Raw genomic sequence first — 16,680 nt, 5'->3', positions numbered from 1 at the left:
CGAACATTCGGCACTTTCTATCGAGTCAGCATCCGAATGACTCGAAAGCCAAGTTGTGAAATTTGAACGCTAAAAGCTGAATTTTCAAAACGATTGAGTTTGGATTTTGATGATTCCAGCCTTTGAGAAGCTAACGCCGCGTTAAGGGGTGAAAAACGCACTGCGCCAAGTTAATTATTTTGACTTAAACACACTTGCTAGCTTTTGAATGAATAGCCCCGAGCGTTTTGAATCCCTCTTAAATGCTTTGTTATAGTGCTTTCTGGATGCATACTGTGAAATGAAGCAAGGATAACTTAAACCTTCATTTCCACTCAGTTGGTAATTGATTTCGCTCTCTGGCAACTCGACTAAATTTATGCTTTTACAATCAGATTGATTTACTGGGTGAAATGCTCCGCCTGGCTCACTATGCATAAAAAAGTCTCCCAACTTAGCGCCACAATGTTCACAATGATTCATGTAATATACGCCGCCTGCGGTTTTCGAATATGACGGTTTATATAAAGAGTAACTTTCCTCAACGAAAGTTAAGAGTTCTTTGCTGATATAGCTAACGTTTGAAAAAGTAACAAAGTCACTTAGATTCATTTCGTCATCTCGAAACCCATTAGAAGCAATACATACAACCCTACTACTTTGGCTGCACTTCCAACAAGAACTCTTAGACTCAACAATATAAACTGGGGGGTACAGTTTCTGGTAGTTTTCATCTGTTTCCAAAGATTCAGAAAGCATCCATCGGGCAAATTTTTGTTTTGATACACCTTGAGGAATATACCAAGACTTTTCTTTAGGGTCCCATTTAGCACCAAGGCTCTTTGCTTGATCTTTTTCTGAAAATGGAACACTTATGTATATTAAGTTATTCACGATATACTCCTTGCACTATAACGCCCGGCTAAGGGGTTGACAACGCATAGCCGAACTCAAAAAACACACTGTAAACGCTGAACTTCAATTTTGAACTAAAGCCGCCACGCGTTGGCAATCCCTCTTGAGCCGTTTGTTAGAATAAATTTATTTGCAGCACTTCTTTCGCTGTTTAGCTGAACCACAAAAGCACTGATCATTTTTTGAAGTTACTTCCTGCGCTAGCTTTTCAAGATTTGAATACGCTAAAGCACGTCTAAAGTCGAACTCATTAGCCACCTGTGCAGTCATTACTCCAGTACCAGAAAGATGCCAACTCTCAATTTCTGCCTCAATATCCAATACTTTTTTAACAAGTTCATGCTCTTTTATTACAATATGTTTGATGGGCATACGACCGTTTTTGATCAACGCAGAGATTCCAGAGTCTGGTATGAACTTTACTTTTTTAGCATTTAACACCGATGGAGATACACAGACTAATTTTCCGTCAGGCTTCTGGACAGCTACGTGTGCAGTCAGTCTTAGAATAAGATTCCCCCAAACAGAAGTTATCCAACCAAACACCATCTTGCCAGCATTGTTTTCTAAATACCTTTGAACATTGTTATAGCAATAATTCAATTGAGAGTACGATTCTGGTTGGACTGGCACATCTAACACACTTGATAAGCCTAACTTAGCAAGAGCACTTTTAGGAATTACTTTTGGTTCGAACGATTTGTATTTAGATATCATCTCTGAAGTTTCCAATTTATTCTAACGCCCGCCTAAGGGGCTGACAACGCATAACACCAAACTCAAACACAACAACTGCAACCACCGCGGCTCAATGGGACTGGAAACGCCACGCGTTGACAGTCCCTCTTGAGGCGTTTGTTAGTTTCGTAGCTCATTGTTTAAAAATGACTTTTTTAACACATTTGCTTGAAAGTAATTTTACGCAAAAGCATCAAGCAAACACACGTCCAACGTCAAAAGCTGTGAAGTTGGCTGCCAAGATTTAAAACGATCAAGGTTAAGTTGACCACGGTTAAGAATCCGCGACAAAGAAAGCACACTTTCAGCGATGATGCAGCCTTTGTGAAACCAAACTTTCCGTGTGGAGCATCCAACAACATTGAAGCATCGAGATTTGATGGCTTAAAACGACTTTGAAACTGTTGAACTTTCAACGCTTTCTACCAAATCAGTATCAAGAAAAACTCAAAAGCCCAATTGTGCAATTTGAACGCTAAAAGCTGAATTTTCAGAACCTTGTGCGTGAATTTTTGATGATTTTTCTTGAGAGAAACTAACGCCCGCCTAAGGGGCTGGCAACGCATTAACACTAAACTCAAACATAACAACCGTAACCACCGCGACTCAATGGGACTGGAAACGCCGCGCGTTGACAGTCCCTCTTGAGGCGTTTGTTAGGCTTATTATGAACATATATCCTCAAAGTATTTTGAGCCGGTTTTTTCATCAATATATTTTATGGCGCTATGGATGGTTTCTAGGCTATCTGAAGCCCCTATCCCCAAATTTTTATTTAGATCATTGTGAAATTCAGAAGCTAAATACAACTGACTCAGTTTATATTTTTTACTTTTGAAATGCACAAGCTGATTGCGCAATGAGAAAAGCTTTTCAACACGTTGATAAATGTCATCTTGAGTATCTACTTCTATTTTGTCTACTGCTCTCAAATAATGTACAAATTTATCCTTAGCTGATAATTTCTTAGACAAAAAGCTTTTACTTTGAGAGTGTACAGCATAGTCATATAAAAAAGCTTCTAAGCACATAGCTGAAAAAGTAATAGACTTAATGGCCGAAATTTCTCGGTTTTCATAAAGTTGACAAACAATTTCCCACTGCTTATCCAAATCACTGTCAGTGCAATATGATTGCTCTTGAAGCTCAAGATCATTAGAAGACGTTATGAACTCATTAAAGCTTTCCTTTGCTACTTTGTAATAAAGCTTATGAATACTTATTGTGTAATCCTTCACCTTCATCCGATGCTCCATTTATAAGCCTAACGCCCGGCTAAGGGGCTGACAACGCATAACAACCAAACTCAAACACAACAACTGCAACCACCGCGGCTCAATGGAACTGGAAACGCCGCGCGTTGACAGTCCCTCTTTAGCCGTTTGTTAGGCGATTTTTGGCTATAAATTCAAAAGCTATCGGTATTAACTTGCCTTGCTCGTTAACCCAAACGTTATTTGTGAATTGGTAAACTTTACCATCTACGTGCAACGAAAAAACGCCCTGCTCTTTTAGCTGGAATGTTACGTCTGGAGTATCAGTAATGAGGAATGCACTAGGCAACTTCTCTGATTTATTCGACTTTACGTAAAAATAGTAACTAAATCCTGTAGTAGCACCACCTGCATTGTTTCTATAGCCGATCAAAGTCTGCGTATCAGACAACGGTACTTTTATAACCTCTTTATCAAGCTCAACTCTAGGCTCAAGCAAGTAGCCAACTAATATTGTGACCAGAACACCAATCAATATTAGGCTAATAGCCTTTACTTTTTGCATATTCAATACCTAGTGCTATGTAACGTTGATCGTTTGGATCATCTCCAAATGGTTGGTCGCTCCAACAACTACCCCAGCTATCAGCTGAAGTTCCCGCCTTCATTTGAGCACAACCAGCAGCCCTTAACAAAACTTCTTCTGGAATACCACCTGCATAACCAACTGCCCCGTAATGAAAATTACCGAAATTTTCAAATGGTCCACTTTGTTTATAATCCCACGGGCCTTTATTTCTAACCTGTTCGTAGAACCAATAGAAATCTGTTGGACCTACGATGCGGCCAAATTTTTGCTTTATCATTTTCATATTGGCATCAACTGACACACCTTGGGGTGCAGTTGGATAAATTGACATTCTAACCTCCCATTTTCGCCTAACGCCCGCCTAAGGGGCTGGCAACGCATAACACCAAACTCAAACACAACAACCGTAACCACCGCGGCTCAATGGGACTGGAAACGCTACGCGTTGACAGTCCCTCTTGAGGCGTTTGTTATGCTTAAGCTTCAACACTTTACATTTGAATCAAATCAATGATAACTAACTGAAATCATTGGCCAAACTCCGAGTTTCCTTGAATTAGAACTGGCTCAACTTTTACCTATGAACTGACCAATGCAGGCTTTCATTTAGCAACTAGGCCAATGTGGAAACCCTCTCCGACAAACTCACTCACCACGCATGGGCGCGACAACTCAATGAGGCAATAACACTGAAATTTACAGCGACAGACACATTGCTGTTTCATTAGACAGCGCAAAACAATATTCAATTGCCGACAGACTTTAAGCCTGTAAGTAAAGGCACCAAACGGCTCAAAGCGACTTGAGCCAACAACACTAACATCGCGCAGACTCAACAACACAATGAGGCAATCACCGCGATTTTTCAGCGCCAGATACACTGCTGCTTCATTAGGCAGCGAAAAACAATATTGAATTGCCGACAAAACCTGAACGAAATGCCAAGGGAATCGACAAACACAACCTACTGATTTTTATGGATTAAGCATAACGCCCGCCTAAGGGGCTGGCAACGCATAACACTAAACTCAAACACAACAGCCGAAACCACCACGGCTCAATGGGACTGGAAACGCCACGCGTTGACAGTCCCTCTTGAGGCGTTTGTTAGTTTCGTAGCCTATTGTTTACCAATGACTTTTTAAACACATTTGCTTGAGAATCATTTTACGCAAATGCATCGAACAAGCACACGTCCAACGCCAAAAGCTGTGAAGTTGACGACTAAAACTCAAAACGATCAAGGTTAAGCTGGCCACGGTTAAGAGTCCGCGACAAAGAAAGCATAATTTCAGCGGTGATGAAGCCCTTTGTTAAACTAAGCTGAGCGTGTTGAACATCCAACAACGTTGAAGCTTCGAGGCTTGTTGGTTTTCAGCGACTTTGAAATAGCTGAACTTTCAACACTTTCTACCAAATCAACATCAGGCAAAACTCAAAAGCCAAATAGTGCAACTTGAACGCTTAAAGCTGATTTTTCAGGGCATTGAATCTGAGCTTTTGATGATTTTTTCTAGATAGAAACTAACGCCCGCCTAAGGGGCTGGCAACGCATAACACCAAACTCAAACACAACAACCGTAACCACCGCGGTTCATTAGGACTGGAAACGCCACGCGTTGACAGTCCCTTTGAGGCGTTTGTTAGCTTCGTAGCCTATTGTTTACCAATGACCTTTTTAACTCTTTTAGTTGAAAAGCATTTTACGAAAATGCATCGGACAAGCACATGTCCAACGCCAAAAGCTGTGAAGTTGGCAGCCAAAACTTAAAATGATCAAGGTTAAGTTGACCACGGTTAAGAGTCCGCGACAAAGAAAGCCAGATCACAGCGATGATGCAGCCTTTTATAAGGCCAAGTTGACCGTGTTAAGTATCCAACAACCTTGAAGCATCGGGTTTAATGGCTTTCTGCAACTTTGAAATTCCTAACATTCAACACCTTCGACCAAATCAGCATCAGAAAAACTCGAAAGCCAACTTGTGAAACTTGAACGCTAAAAGCTGATTCTTCACAACAAATGAGCTTAGATTTTGATGATTCTAGCCTTTAAGAAGCTAACGCCCGCCTAAGGGGCTGGCAACGCATAACACTAAACTCAAACACAACAACCGTAATCACCGCTGCTCATTGGGACTGGAAACGCCACGCGTTGACAGTCCCTCTTGAGGCGTTTGTTAGCGCGAAGTTACTACGCTATCCACAAAATTCTTCCACACCACTTCATCATCATGATTTTTTCCGACAAATGTAATAATGATGGTGTTGGTTTCTATATTTGTTCCTACATATATCAATCGAGCCTTAGTGTTATTTTCCCTTGTGGCCTCAACGACAAGAACAGGGAATCCTAAGGGGTCAAACCTCTCTACCGTAACATCTTTCATACCACTTTGAGCCATACGTTCTTTAAAGAGCTTTATTGTATTCTGTTCTTTCCCGCCTCGAGAAAACTGAAACCCATTAAATTCAGCATTGAAAATTACTGATGTCGACAGTTTCGTTATGAAATACGAGTGATTGGGTTCTTTGGGTGGCTGTGAGTTGACTCTTTCAACGTCAGAATGATCAACCCAAGACGATGCGACTAATCCCCCACTAGGTATAGAGCTGACTAATTTAGATGGGATAAGTACATCTATTGGCAAAATATCCTTTTTGAATACTCGTCCATTAAAATCGTAAAACGAAACCACTTGGTTACTATTGTCATCAATAGCTATCTGTTCTTTAGGAGTAGAGTTACAAGCGGCCAACGCTAATATACTCACTAAAATTGCTACGATTCCTTTCATTAATTTCTCCTTTTAAGCGCTAACGCCCGCCTAAGGGGCTGGCAACGCATAACACTAAACTCAAACGCAACAACTGCAACCACCGCGGCTCAATGGGACTGGAAACGCTACGCGTTGACAGTCCCTCTTGAGGCGTTTGTTATAAAGCAGAAAATTACATTCAAATATCTTTAATAAATTCCTTAAGGAGTGCATTGCCTAAACTATCTCCAAACCTAGATAAATTCTTCCAATCTAGTGGATATAATTTTGATGCCAATTCATATTCGCCAAGGAGTGTTAATACACAAGCGATCTGATATTTTCTTGATGGATGCTTTTCAAGATTATTTCTACTGCATAAAACATAACTATCATCTGATTCATTTTTTACTATATTTTCAAGAATATGATCTTGACCATGTTTTTTTAAAAACTCTTGAATTTCTATGAAACTTGCCATTCTATTTTCCATTTAGACCTCACTAAACATTAGCTTTATAACGCCCGCCTAAGGGGCTGGCAACGCATTAACACTAAACTCAAATACAACCACTGCAACCACCGCGGCTCATTGGGACTGGAAACGCCACGCGTTGACAGTCCCTCTTGAGGCGTTTGTTAGCACGCACTGGCTACATAACGCACTCTTTCGCCGTTTTAGCTTGTGCCACGCCTTTTTCGATAATTGCTAACACTTGATCGTTCTTTACTAATGATACGATTTTATCTAGCAAGTTTTCCGCTGTTGCTTCCGAAGAAACGTCAACTAAACAACTGTAGGAATTAGAAATTTTCTCTGTAGCGGCAACAACTGCTTGATAATCGGTAAAGTCAGTCTTAACCAACGAATCTATTGATTGAGTAAACTCTTGTGCTTTTTGAGTCGCGTCACCAAGAACGTCAAGATTAAGAGCTTGCAAATTTAGTGAGTCCGCTTTCTGCTGCAAGCTATCTACGGCTTTATTTGCTGCTGCTTGAGCCTCATCAATCGCTTTAGTTGCATCATCGCAACCCACTAAAGCAATCATTACAGTCAGTACCATTAACGATTTTTTCATTTTTCAGCCTCTCAAATAAAGGTTACGTCTCGATACTAAACCAAGGCAAAAGGCCATTGAACAGAAATACCGTAACAGAATACAAGCTCCAGTTTATGAGATGTGTGTGCTAACGCCCTGTTAAGGTGTGAGCAACGCAATACCAATGCTACCGCATACCACCTTAAACACTAAAACCAACGCATAGTAAAAATGCCACGCGTTGCGAATCACTCTTAAACAGTTTGTTATACAACAGTTACAGGAACCAAAACTGTCGATTCAAAGTCTTTAGCTTTCTCTTTGCCTTCAGCCTCAATTACGTCATCTGAAAGACTAACGAACTCTTCAGCCTTTGAGACCGTACGGGTAATATGTTCCCAACTTAATCGACCGATTATTGATGACTGACTATGTGCTATTTCGTTGCGAACAACTTCCAGTTTTTCCAAAAAGTTTTTAAAGTTTGTTTTACTAAAACCAAACCTAGCTAGAAATTCAGGAGTATTTCTAAGAATTTCTTTTTTGTCACAAAGCTGAGCACATTCAACCACAGCAAGGTAATCACTACTCCCTCGGCGAAGTTCTATAGTTTCTTGTACTTTAGCTTGCCTATCTTCGTTTAACGCTTGAAGCCAAGTGTCATTGGGATAGTAGTAATTAATCCAAAAATTTATATGTAACTCAACTAAAGAAACCACACCAAATAGATATGTCCTTGGAATTGGCTTATTCAGGTCTGAACGTGTGACAATACCCACTATTTGACCATCTCTAGTCACATACTTAAATTCAGTTGCCTCCAAAATCTGGAGCAGATGAACTAGGGAGGTATTTTCGTCTATTTTTTGCTCTTCTTCTACATCCTTTACATATTCAGCTACTAAACCTTGATTAAGAGCCTTTCTTTCTATTTGCCCAACAATAACACCATCATCATTAACAACACATGTCACATCAAAATCTCTCGATTTGAGAGCATGTTTTGCGTCGGATGCACTATCAGTATCTTTGCAGCAAAGGACTGGTTCGAGCAATGAAAGTAGCTTCGCATTTTCAAGGAAAATGCCGTGGAGGGACTCAAACCTAGTCCCCTGACGTCGATAACCAGTTTCTGGCGACATCCAAAGTTGGTAACCCATGTAGATAAATCCTAATTGTTGTATAACGCCCGCCTAAGGGGCTGGCAACGCATAACATAAAACTCAAACACAACAGCCGAAACCACCGCGGCTCAATGGGACTGGAAACGCCGCGCGTTGACAGTCCCTCTTGAGGCGTTTGTTAGCTTCGTAGCCTATTGTTTACAAATAACTTTCAAACACCTTTGCTTGAAAGTTATTTTACGCAAAAGCATCAAAGCAAACACACGTTCAACGCCAAAAGCTGTGACGTAAGCAGCCAAAACTTATAGCGTTCAAGGTTGAGTTGGCCGCATTTAAGGATCCACAGCAAAGAAAACTCAATGAGGCCATAGCCAATTAATTCCGAGAAAAAATAATCGGAGCGTCAAACACAACTGAAGAAGAAGCGTCAACCATTATGGGTTTGTTTTGGATAGTTTTTACTGTATCCACGATCCAATTGAACACTCCTGGTCTTGTAAATCCGGCATAAAATGTCGCCTGATTAAACAACGGGTCAAAACCACTAGCCCCTGTACTGACAACACCATAAATTTTGCCTTGATAGATAAGAGGGCCACCACTATCACCAGTGTAAGTTGAATATTTAGTTTCCACAGTGCCAAACTCATTGACTATTCTTCTTGAATCAGATTCATCTAATGGTGGATTCTCAATTGTAATGGAATAACGATTGGGCATATGAATGAATCGTTCTTGACTACGTTCATAACGTCTCTCAGTCAAATCGCAGGCTACTTGCTCTTCTTGAGGGTACATTTGTGTAAAGTATTGGTTTGAAAAATATTTAGAACTATGGCATCTGGCCATAGCGACTTCACGCGCATAATCAGGAGAATGCTCCTTTGCAACAACAATTGCTGGCACAGGCATCCGTTTTAGATTTGATGTTGAATAGCCGATGGGGAACACTTCAGCACCCAAAGGGATGTCATCACGTGCAACAGGCAAATATGTTACCCCATCTGGCATATTTTCAAGTTCTAGAATAGCCACATCATCGAAATTAGCTCGTTCAAATATACCATTTACCTTAATAATATGATCTGCTACATAAGTCTCGACAACCTTAACTTTAGTACCTAAATGTGGTATCCGACCATTGGCATCGAGCTCTTGCCCTCTTGAGTGAAGAAGGTATACATGGCTACCTTTAATCCCATTAACACAATGACTTGCTGTAAGTACTGTCTTTGGTGCAATCAGAGTTCCAGAACAATGAGTATCCTTCAAATAAACCATATATGAAGCATCATTCGGTAAGACATCAACACCACCTTCAACAGCAATGGAAAGATTTGAATATAAAAGCCCACTAAAAGTCAAACTGAGCAATATACCTTTTTCATTACTTATGTATCTCATTTAATTTTCCTTTTCAGATAGTTTATTTTGGAACTAATAAATTAAAAACTTTATGTCTATAACTACCAGCCCTGAATTTAAGCCTATAAGAATCGGGAAAATTTAAAAATTACAATTTGTTATAGCTGATATATCAATTATTCATGGAACCAAATGAAGAACAGGTAATGCATTAATTATTAATAATTTATAAAACCCTCCGGAAGCAACTTATTTATATCAACTAAAATTGATATAGCTATTTATATAAAGAAGCTAACGCCCGCCTAAGGGGCTGGCAACGCATACCACTAAACTCAAACACGACAACTGCAACCACCGCGGCTCATTGGGACTGGAAACGCCGCGCGTTGACAGTCCCTCTTGAGGCGTTTGTTATGCTTAAGCTTCAACACTTTACACTTGAACCAACTCAAGAATAACTCACTGAAATCATTGGCCAAACTTCGAATTTTCTTGAGTTAGAACTGACTCAAATTTTATCTATGAACTAGCCAATGCAGGCTTTCATTTAGCAACTAGGCCAATGTAGAAAACCTCTCCGACAAACTCACTCACCACGCATGGGCACGACAACTCAATGAGGCAATAACACTGAAATTTACAGCGACAGACACATTGCCGTTTCATGAGGCAACGCAAAACAATGCTCAATTGCCGACAAACTTTAAGCCTATAAGTAAAGGCACCAAACTGCTCAAAGCGACTTGAGAGAGCAAAAGTCACCTCGCGTGGACTCAAAAATCCAATGAGGCAATCACTCAGAATTTACAGCGCCAGATACATTGCCGCTTCATTAGGCAGCGAAAAACAATATTGAATTGCCGAAAAAACCTGAACGAAATGCCAAAGAAACCGACAAGCACAACCTACTGATTTTTATGGATTAAGCATAACGCCCGCCTAAGGGGCTGACAACGCATGACCACTAAACTCAAACACACCAACCATAACCACCGCGGCTCAATGGGACTGGAAACGCCACGCGTTGACAGTCCCTCTTGAGGCGTTTGTTATGAGGCGGATTCACCGTCTGCTTTTGGCGTAATTCCCAACTCTTTCTGTAACCTTTTACTAAGACCGAGCACAACAAGACGGTAGGACTCAGACAAGTAATACTTCAACTCTTCGTCTAATACACCTGAAGTCTCCGTTTGTTGGATCCATTTCATCCCTCTGTTGGCGAAGTAAGGGGCGGGAATATAACCATCGTGCTCACTCAGATACTCAAAGTTCAAATCCGATGTTTTGAAAGTAAAAACGGGTTGCTGCTCCTTGCCGATACTACCAATAGAAAACACTTTTCCAGCCACTTTCCAAACATGAGAGCCACCCCATTGCACTACGTATGTAGTAGCAGGAAAGGAACGACAAAATTGGTTGAACTCATCGTGATTCATCTTCGTTTTCCTATAGCCTCATAACGCCCGCCTAAGGGGCTGGCAACGCATTACCACTAAACTTAAACACAACAACTGCAACCACCGCGGCTCATTGGGACTGGAAACGCCACGCGTTGACAGTCCCTCTTGAGGCGTTTGTTAGCTGTTCTACACGGTTCTTGCTGAAGCAGTTAGTTCACTTGATAACTTCCACATAGCTTTCGTTGCTAACTCAATATAATCCATTGATATATCAAGCTGTTGCCCACTTACCGATACGCCAGTTATCAAATCAACATTCTTACTTGCCTTAGAAACCCCACCATTATGAACCCAATCATTGCGGATCAGCCGGACTTCATTTTCTAGCTTATCAAATGCCTCATTAAACTCAGCAGAAGGATTCTTTAACAATCCAAGCGCCTGAAAATTTTTCACAAGATGATTTAATTCACTACCGCTTTTCTTCTTTGGCAGTTCTGGAGAACGGCCCTTTTCCTCAGCAAGAATGCTATAGAATTTCTTAAGTTCACACTCGAATACCGCCCAGTTTGTAACTAGCATTGACTGCCGTTGATACATAGGCATTAGTTCACAAAATACAGCTTTAAAATCGTATTCATCCTCGCTTACACCAGCAATATGTTCTACCGCCACTTCGAATACTTCACCAGGATCATCAGCATACTGTTGATAAAATACTTCCCTTGTATATGTTTCTACATGCTCATGTATATTAGCAACAAAGGTATCTGTTAGTTCCGCCTGCTTTTTATTAAAAGCTTGAACTAAACGCAGTTCTTCAGAAGAAAAACAATACGGAATTTTCATTTATATATTCACCTATACTTTGTTACAGCTAACGCCCGCCTAAGGGGCTGACAACGCATTACCACTAAACTCAACCACAACAACTGCAACCACCGCGGCTCATTGGGACTGGAAACGCCACGCGTTGACAGTCCCTCTTGAGGCGTTTGTTATGCTTAAGCTTCAACACTTTACATTTGAACCAAACCAAGAATAACTCATTGAAATGATTAACCAAACCTCGAATTCTCTTGAGTTAGAACTGACTCAAACTTTACCTATAAACTGACCAATACAGGGTTTCATCCTGCAAATCAGCCAAAGTGGAAACCCTCTCCGACAAACCTACTCACCACGCATGAGCACAATAACTCAATGAGGCAATCACGCTGAAACTTGAAGCGATAGACACATTGCTGTTTCATTAGGCAGCGAAAAACAATGCTCAATTGCCGACTAACTTTCAGCCTGCAAGTAAAGGAACCAAACTGCTCAAAGCAACTTGAAAGAGCAAAACTCAACTCGCGCAGACTCAAGAACCCAATGAGGCAATCACTCAGAATTTACAACGCCAGATACATTGCCGTTTCATTAGGCAGCGAAAAACAATATTGAATTGCCGACAAAACCTGAACAACATGCCTAAGGGATCGACAATCACAACCTGCTGATTTTTATTGATTAAGCATAACGCCCGCCTAAGGGGCTGGCAACGCACTACCACCAAACTCAAACACAACAACCGTAACCCCCGCGGCTCATTGGGACTGGAAACGCCACGCGTTGACAGTCCCTCTTGAGGCGTTTGTTATGCCTATTTTCCAATGGTTGTCAAAAATCGCCTCTCCAAATCAAATGTTTCTAGGTCTATATATGTTTCGTAAACTTCACAACAAATCTCTGAATTACCATTTAAGATTGAAAGCAATGTATTCAACCTGCTTTTCGTCATTTTATATCCGACGGTAACTGAACATATTGAGCTTGCTCGAATTGGCACACAATTATCGCCTGTTGTAATTAATCTGTACTCATTTTCATATTCCCATTCAGACGATTTTAAATGCACTAAGGAACCAACACTAAAATATTCTCCACCTAAACTAGCTCTTTTGGCTGTACTCATCATTAAATCTTGAAAAGAAAAACGCCGTAGCTGACCATATTGCATAGAGGCCACATCAATTTCGTCACCAATTAGTTCAGAAATACCACTAATTAATTTCTCACGATCATATTCAATGCAAAATCCTCTGAGTCCATTAGCATAATGAGACCACATAAGCTTGTTCTTTATAGCTTTAGAGTTTTTATGATCTCTTGCAAAACATGTAGCTTTTGAATTTTCCACAAAGTACTTTAGGTCACTTAGTACACCCTTAAATGTTGAGTCCATCATACTTTGATACTTCTCCCTGAAAGTTCCGTCTATTTTTTGTTCAAGGAGCTGCCTCTCAAGCTGATGACTAGGAATCATATTTGCATGTAAAACTTTATAGAACTCTATAGCTTTGCGTTCATCAAAATCATATTTATCCATGCTTATGGCATTATTTATAAATACGTCTTCAAATGGATCATTAAAGTCATAATAATGACTAAACCAAAGGTAGTTATTTGCAAGTGCATCTAAATCGTGAGAGTTATAAGGAAAAAATTTAAATAAACTATCTTTCATGTTATCTCTTGATTATAAATTTGAATAAAGGCCTATGAATATAAATAGGCATAACGCCCTGTTAAGGTGTGAGCAACGCAATGCCGATGCCCCCGCATACAACCTTAAACACTAAACGCAACGCATAGCAAAAATGCCACGCGTTGCGAATCACTCTTAAACAGATTGTTATATTTATTTTTTCTTGTCTGTCCCTGCCGGTTTTCGGTTTCCTATTACAGGCTTCATTCTTGAAGCTCCATCAACACTACCTTTTACATTGCTAGTGTCATTGTAACCTTGTGGTTTTTGGTTAGAGCCAGAGTAGTTGTTAGCCATTACGTTTGTTCTCCACGTTCGGGGTTTTTGCTGTTGTATTTTGTGCGGATTGATTTGGTTTTGATGGTTTCGGTTTCATTGAAGATAAACCAGAGAAGCTTTCATTCAACTTTGACATCCCCGCAAAACTATCGTTGATTTGCACTCTAGTGGTTTGACTAGTTTTATTTTTATCTGACATTTCCTGCCCTTTTAATTGTGATTGAACCGAGGTAGATATACCTAGCACGAAGGATAATAATATACCCAAATAAAATGAGTAAATTGCTCTTTTATCATGTTTTCGAAGCTGCACTTCAAGTTCACTAGCCTTGTCTGAATCAGTAGTGACTTCGATGATATACAATGCATTTTTTTCAAAAATGGTTATGACGTTAAATACACAAAATAGATAAGCTAACGCAGCTAGGATAAATGCCACATAAGCAAACGTACCCAACTTTTCAGCAAAGTTAGTAAAGGTAATCAAAAAGCCTAGCCCAGCAACAGACAGAGTTAAGATACTTTTGTCTTTTTCAAGTTTAGTATTATAAAACGACGCATAAGATTGACTATTGAACTCAACATACTTTGCAACTTCGATTTTATCTGTTTCTAGCTGAACATAGTCATCTTCAATTTTCGATTTCTGTTGTTCTAGCTGCTGTAGTTGCTGATCAAGCTCTCTTCGAATACGAAGTAACTCGGACTTGCTCCGAGATTCTCTAAGTTGTTCAATTATCTCTTGCACTATTAACTCTTACCTCGATACTCAACTAGAAATATAACGCCGCGTTAAGGGGCGCAGGCACGCAATACAAAAGCTACCGCATAGTGCCGTAACCACTAAACCCAACGCAAACTGAAAATGCCACGCGTGCCAAGTCCCTCTTTAACGCTTTGTTATGCTTAAGCTTCAATGGCTTACGTTTTACCCAAACCAAGATTAACTCAGCTTTGATTCACAAACAAAAACCAAAACATAGAAAACAGAAATGACTCATAATTTTGAAAATCAGACTTTGAACTTTGGCTGTCAAAACTCAAAAACCTAAGATCAAATTGCTGATTGAGCCAACCGCCCTAACCTCGCGCTTGCCCGAAAATTGACTGAGGCAATTCTGCGAGTTTCCAGCGCCAAAGAATAGGTGTCCGGAAAACAGCGCCCACTGAAGCAAACTTGCCGACAAACTCGAAACCAACCAGCCGAGGGAGCAAAGAAAAACCATAAACCACTGTTTTAAAATGATTAAGCATAACGCCGCATTAAGGTGTGAGCGGCGCTTGGCTATACTTGAGCGAAGCGAAACTGCCAAGCGTTGCGAATCACTCTTAAATGCTTTGTTATGTCTCTAGTTCAACATGCAAAGACTTCAACTGAGTTTCGGAAGAAGCATAGACCTGTTCATGCGAGGCACTAAGCGTAATTTGGTTGAACTGTTCAACAGATGCATTATCAAAGCTCATTTCTAACACTGAACCAAATATATCCTTTTCTACTAAAAATACAGCCAATTCAGGAGATAGAGGATAATATAGACCAAATTCCTCTGTTTGTTGGTTCTGGTCTTTTTTGGTATCTAAGAAATTAACCACTGGTTGATCGCTAGTAATAAATGGCGTATCGCTAATGTTTCTTGCTATCACCAATTTATAATTTGCTCGCTTAACATACAAATTTGCCGCTAACTTCGTTGAAAACACAATACGAATTAAATTTGCACACTTTATTATTTGTTCTCGGTTAACCCCCGTAAAACCAGAGACCAATGCATTATGGTGTTTTTTTGTACGCAAATACTGCATACATAAATAGTTTAGAAAGTGTGCGGCACTTTCATCATTTTCAAAGAAACTTACATCTCCCGATAAAAGTTTCGTCAGGCAGGGATCACCTTGTGACTCAATTTCCGACTGAATTTCCTCTTCTAGGTTATTAGCGTAGTGCTGTTTTAGTTTCTCAATACCAGAATCGCTGCCGTCAGATTCTAACTTTTCAACTTGTTCAACATAGCGAAAAAGAGAGAACAATCGCTCGTAAATTGAGCTCACCGTTTCATCCACATCAGATAAAAACATATTTCTAACAAAGCTAATATCTTGTTCAGATAGGCTATTAACTTTATAAAAATAGCTCTGCTGCCCAACATTCATCAAATCTTTAGTTGAAAATACATTTTGCTTGTTTCTCATACATGCAAGTTTATCATCGACAAGCCAAGACTTTAGGTATCGTCTCCAAACGTAATGCTGTCTTTGCTTTTTCTGATCGAACATCTATATTTTCCTCCGGAGACATAACGCCCGCTTAAGGGGCAGCCAACGCTACTAACAACTTACCGCATAATACCGCAATCACAGAAACCAACGCATAGTAAAAATGCCGTGCGTTGGCTGTCCCTCTTGAAGCGTTTGTTATGCAATTGTCCGCTTAATGGATGATTCGTAATTGACTAATATACGGGAGATGAAGATTTATAGAGGTAATGAAAACAGAATACGGGAACGGACCACTGGGCAGTTGCCCAGTATTAAGCTCCACCCATATAAGGGCTCTTGCTTAATGCATCAGCTCGACTCTTTTAAGAAGCGAGCAAGTAGCGCGGTCCTAGATAAAATGAAAAACACTCTACTAATCATTTTACCCTCCTTAGTTTTCCAAAAAGAAAGTGGAAAACTAGGTAATAATAACTTCTATAAACTTTTCGTCAATCTAATATTGTTGTTGCATAACGCCCGCCTAAGGGGCTGGCA

General features: G+C 40.1%; 20 protein-coding genes and 4 pseudogenes. All 24 read right to left on the bottom strand.

Annotated features, from left to right (window positions below):
- Window positions 1-174 precede the first annotated feature (174 nt).
- Window positions 175-873 (bottom strand): DUF5710 domain-containing protein, encoded by a 699-nt coding sequence (locus VOA_RS0118115; protein WP_001061234.1) that lies wholly within the window; start codon window positions 871-873, stop codon window positions 175-177.
- Between the two features lie 147 nt (window positions 874-1,020).
- Window positions 1,021-1,611, bottom strand: coding sequence for a hypothetical protein (locus tag VOA_RS0118110; protein WP_000624164.1), 591 nt, complete (start codon window positions 1,609-1,611; stop codon window positions 1,021-1,023).
- A 176-nt stretch (window positions 1,612-1,787) separates the two neighbouring features.
- A pseudogene (locus tag VOA_RS20175) lies at window positions 1,788-1,889 on the bottom strand (Tfp pilus assembly protein).
- Window positions 1,876-1,932: pseudogene (locus VOA_RS20170) on the bottom strand (DUF645 family protein); the annotation flags it as partial. The pseudogenes VOA_RS20175 and VOA_RS20170, both read right to left, overlap by 14 nt.
- Before the next feature lie 365 nt (window positions 1,933-2,297).
- Entirely contained in the window at window positions 2,298-2,876 is a 579-nt protein-coding gene (locus VOA_RS0118105; RefSeq protein ID WP_000864968.1) for a hypothetical protein, read from the bottom strand.
- A gap of 130 nt (window positions 2,877-3,006) precedes the next feature.
- Window positions 3,007-3,411: a hypothetical protein gene (locus VOA_RS0118100; protein ID WP_001174437.1), complete on the bottom strand. Its 405-nt coding sequence runs from the start codon at window positions 3,409-3,411 to the stop codon at window positions 3,007-3,009.
- Window positions 3,389-3,766 (bottom strand): polymorphic toxin type 44 domain-containing protein, encoded by a 378-nt coding sequence (locus VOA_RS0118095; protein ID WP_000029900.1) that lies wholly within the window; start codon window positions 3,764-3,766, stop codon window positions 3,389-3,391. The genes VOA_RS0118100 and VOA_RS0118095 overlap by 23 nt, the downstream gene beginning before the upstream one ends.
- Window positions 3,767-4,037: 271 nt before the next feature.
- The gene (locus VOA_RS0118090) at window positions 4,038-4,316 is read right to left on the bottom strand and encodes a DUF3709 domain-containing protein (protein WP_000280312.1); all 279 of its coding nucleotides are present in this window, start codon (window positions 4,314-4,316) and stop codon (window positions 4,038-4,040) included.
- A 346-nt stretch (window positions 4,317-4,662) separates the two neighbouring features.
- Window positions 4,663-4,782: pseudogene (locus VOA_RS20050) on the bottom strand (DUF645 family protein); the annotation flags it as partial.
- A 356-nt stretch (window positions 4,783-5,138) separates the two neighbouring features.
- The gene (locus VOA_RS19810) at window positions 5,139-5,285 is read right to left on the bottom strand and encodes a DUF645 family protein (RefSeq protein ID WP_095461443.1); all 147 of its coding nucleotides are present in this window, start codon (window positions 5,283-5,285) and stop codon (window positions 5,139-5,141) included.
- Window positions 5,286-5,612: 327 nt separating this feature from the next.
- Window positions 5,613-6,230 carry a hypothetical protein gene (locus VOA_RS0118080; RefSeq protein ID WP_000676400.1) on the bottom strand — a complete coding sequence of 206 codons (618 nt, stop codon included), beginning with the start codon at window positions 6,228-6,230 and terminating at the stop codon, window positions 5,613-5,615.
- A 160-nt stretch (window positions 6,231-6,390) separates the two neighbouring features.
- Window positions 6,391-6,684, bottom strand: coding sequence for a hypothetical protein (locus VOA_RS0118075; protein WP_138040526.1), 294 nt, complete (start codon window positions 6,682-6,684; stop codon window positions 6,391-6,393).
- A gap of 160 nt (window positions 6,685-6,844) precedes the next feature.
- Window positions 6,845-7,270, bottom strand: a complete 426-nt coding sequence (locus VOA_RS07555; protein ID WP_009355989.1) for a hypothetical protein — start codon at window positions 7,268-7,270, stop codon at window positions 6,845-6,847.
- 227 nt (window positions 7,271-7,497) lie between these two features.
- Window positions 7,498-8,391 carry a CBS domain-containing protein gene (locus VOA_RS07560; RefSeq protein WP_000542253.1) on the bottom strand — a complete coding sequence of 298 codons (894 nt, stop codon included), beginning with the start codon at window positions 8,389-8,391 and terminating at the stop codon, window positions 7,498-7,500.
- Window positions 8,392-8,592: 201 nt separating this feature from the next.
- Window positions 8,593-8,731 (bottom strand): annotated as a pseudogene (locus VOA_RS19245) (DUF645 family protein).
- Complete coding sequence (locus VOA_RS07565; RefSeq protein WP_001269350.1) at window positions 8,731-9,759, bottom strand: trypsin-like serine protease; 1,029 nt, start codon at window positions 9,757-9,759, stop codon at window positions 8,731-8,733. Before VOA_RS07565 ends, VOA_RS19245 begins: the two are co-directional and overlap by 1 nt.
- A gap of 507 nt (window positions 9,760-10,266) precedes the next feature.
- Complete coding sequence (locus VOA_RS19235; protein WP_001886440.1) at window positions 10,267-10,527, bottom strand: DUF3709 domain-containing protein; 261 nt, start codon at window positions 10,525-10,527, stop codon at window positions 10,267-10,269.
- A gap of 245 nt (window positions 10,528-10,772) precedes the next feature.
- Entirely contained in the window at window positions 10,773-11,159 is a 387-nt protein-coding gene (locus tag VOA_RS07570) for an MmcQ/YjbR family DNA-binding protein (protein ID WP_001015088.1), read from the bottom strand.
- A 150-nt stretch (window positions 11,160-11,309) separates the two neighbouring features.
- The gene (locus tag VOA_RS07575) at window positions 11,310-11,972 is read right to left on the bottom strand and encodes a hypothetical protein (RefSeq protein WP_000701382.1); all 663 of its coding nucleotides are present in this window, start codon (window positions 11,970-11,972) and stop codon (window positions 11,310-11,312) included.
- Window positions 11,973-12,265: 293 nt separating this feature from the next.
- Window positions 12,266-12,514, bottom strand: a complete 249-nt coding sequence (locus tag VOA_RS19230; RefSeq protein WP_001886430.1) for a DUF3709 domain-containing protein — start codon at window positions 12,512-12,514, stop codon at window positions 12,266-12,268.
- A gap of 251 nt (window positions 12,515-12,765) precedes the next feature.
- Window positions 12,766-13,629 (bottom strand): DUF2971 domain-containing protein, encoded by an 864-nt coding sequence (locus tag VOA_RS07580; protein WP_000655294.1) that lies wholly within the window; start codon window positions 13,627-13,629, stop codon window positions 12,766-12,768.
- Between the two features lie 174 nt (window positions 13,630-13,803).
- A complete protein-coding gene (locus tag VOA_RS19795) occupies window positions 13,804-13,947 on the bottom strand; it encodes a hypothetical protein (protein WP_156794471.1) in 144 nt (47 codons plus the stop codon).
- On the bottom strand, window positions 13,940-14,677 hold the full coding sequence (locus VOA_RS07585; protein ID WP_001155793.1) for a hypothetical protein: 738 nt from the start codon (window positions 14,675-14,677) through the stop codon (window positions 13,940-13,942). Before VOA_RS07585 ends, VOA_RS19795 begins: the two co-directional genes overlap by 8 nt.
- A 593-nt stretch (window positions 14,678-15,270) precedes the next feature.
- Window positions 15,271-16,203 carry a DUF4238 domain-containing protein gene (locus tag VOA_RS07590; RefSeq protein WP_000460237.1) on the bottom strand — a complete coding sequence of 311 codons (933 nt, stop codon included), beginning with the start codon at window positions 16,201-16,203 and terminating at the stop codon, window positions 15,271-15,273.
- Window positions 16,204-16,680 lie beyond the last annotated feature (477 nt).

Origin of the sequence: Vibrio sp. RC586 (assembly GCF_000176715.1) — a bacterium.
Taxonomy (GTDB): domain Bacteria; phylum Pseudomonadota; class Gammaproteobacteria; order Enterobacterales; family Vibrionaceae; genus Vibrio.
This window is presented reverse-complemented; position numbering and strand designations above follow the sequence as displayed.

Coding starts and splice junctions, on each gene's coding strand:
- VOA_RS0118110 (WP_000624164.1), bottom strand. CDS start 1,611: ATGATATCTAAATACAAATCGTTCGAACCAAAAGTAATTCCTAAAAGT.
- VOA_RS0118105 (WP_000864968.1), bottom strand. CDS start 2,876: ATGAAGGTGAAGGATTACACAATAAGTATTCATAAGCTTTATTACAAA.
- VOA_RS0118100 (WP_001174437.1), bottom strand. CDS start 3,411: ATGCAAAAAGTAAAGGCTATTAGCCTAATATTGATTGGTGTTCTGGTC.
- VOA_RS0118095 (WP_000029900.1), bottom strand. CDS start 3,766: ATGTCAATTTATCCAACTGCACCCCAAGGTGTGTCAGTTGATGCCAAT.
- VOA_RS0118080 (WP_000676400.1), bottom strand. CDS start 6,230: ATGAAAGGAATCGTAGCAATTTTAGTGAGTATATTAGCGTTGGCCGCT.
- VOA_RS0118075 (WP_138040526.1), bottom strand. CDS start 6,684: ATGGAAAATAGAATGGCAAGTTTCATAGAAATTCAAGAGTTTTTAAAA.
- VOA_RS07555 (WP_009355989.1), bottom strand. CDS start 7,270: ATGAAAAAATCGTTAATGGTACTGACTGTAATGATTGCTTTAGTGGGT.
- VOA_RS07560 (WP_000542253.1), bottom strand. CDS start 8,391: ATGGGTTACCAACTTTGGATGTCGCCAGAAACTGGTTATCGACGTCAG.
- VOA_RS07565 (WP_001269350.1), bottom strand. CDS start 9,759: ATGAGATACATAAGTAATGAAAAAGGTATATTGCTCAGTTTGACTTTT.
- VOA_RS07570 (WP_001015088.1), bottom strand. CDS start 11,159: ATGAATCACGATGAGTTCAACCAATTTTGTCGTTCCTTTCCTGCTACT.
- VOA_RS07575 (WP_000701382.1), bottom strand. CDS start 11,972: ATGAAAATTCCGTATTGTTTTTCTTCTGAAGAACTGCGTTTAGTTCAA.
- VOA_RS07580 (WP_000655294.1), bottom strand. CDS start 13,629: ATGAAAGATAGTTTATTTAAATTTTTTCCTTATAACTCTCACGATTTA.
- VOA_RS19795 (WP_156794471.1), bottom strand. CDS start 13,947: ATGGCTAACAACTACTCTGGCTCTAACCAAAAACCACAAGGTTACAAT.
- VOA_RS07590 (WP_000460237.1), bottom strand. CDS start 16,203: ATGTTCGATCAGAAAAAGCAAAGACAGCATTACGTTTGGAGACGATAC.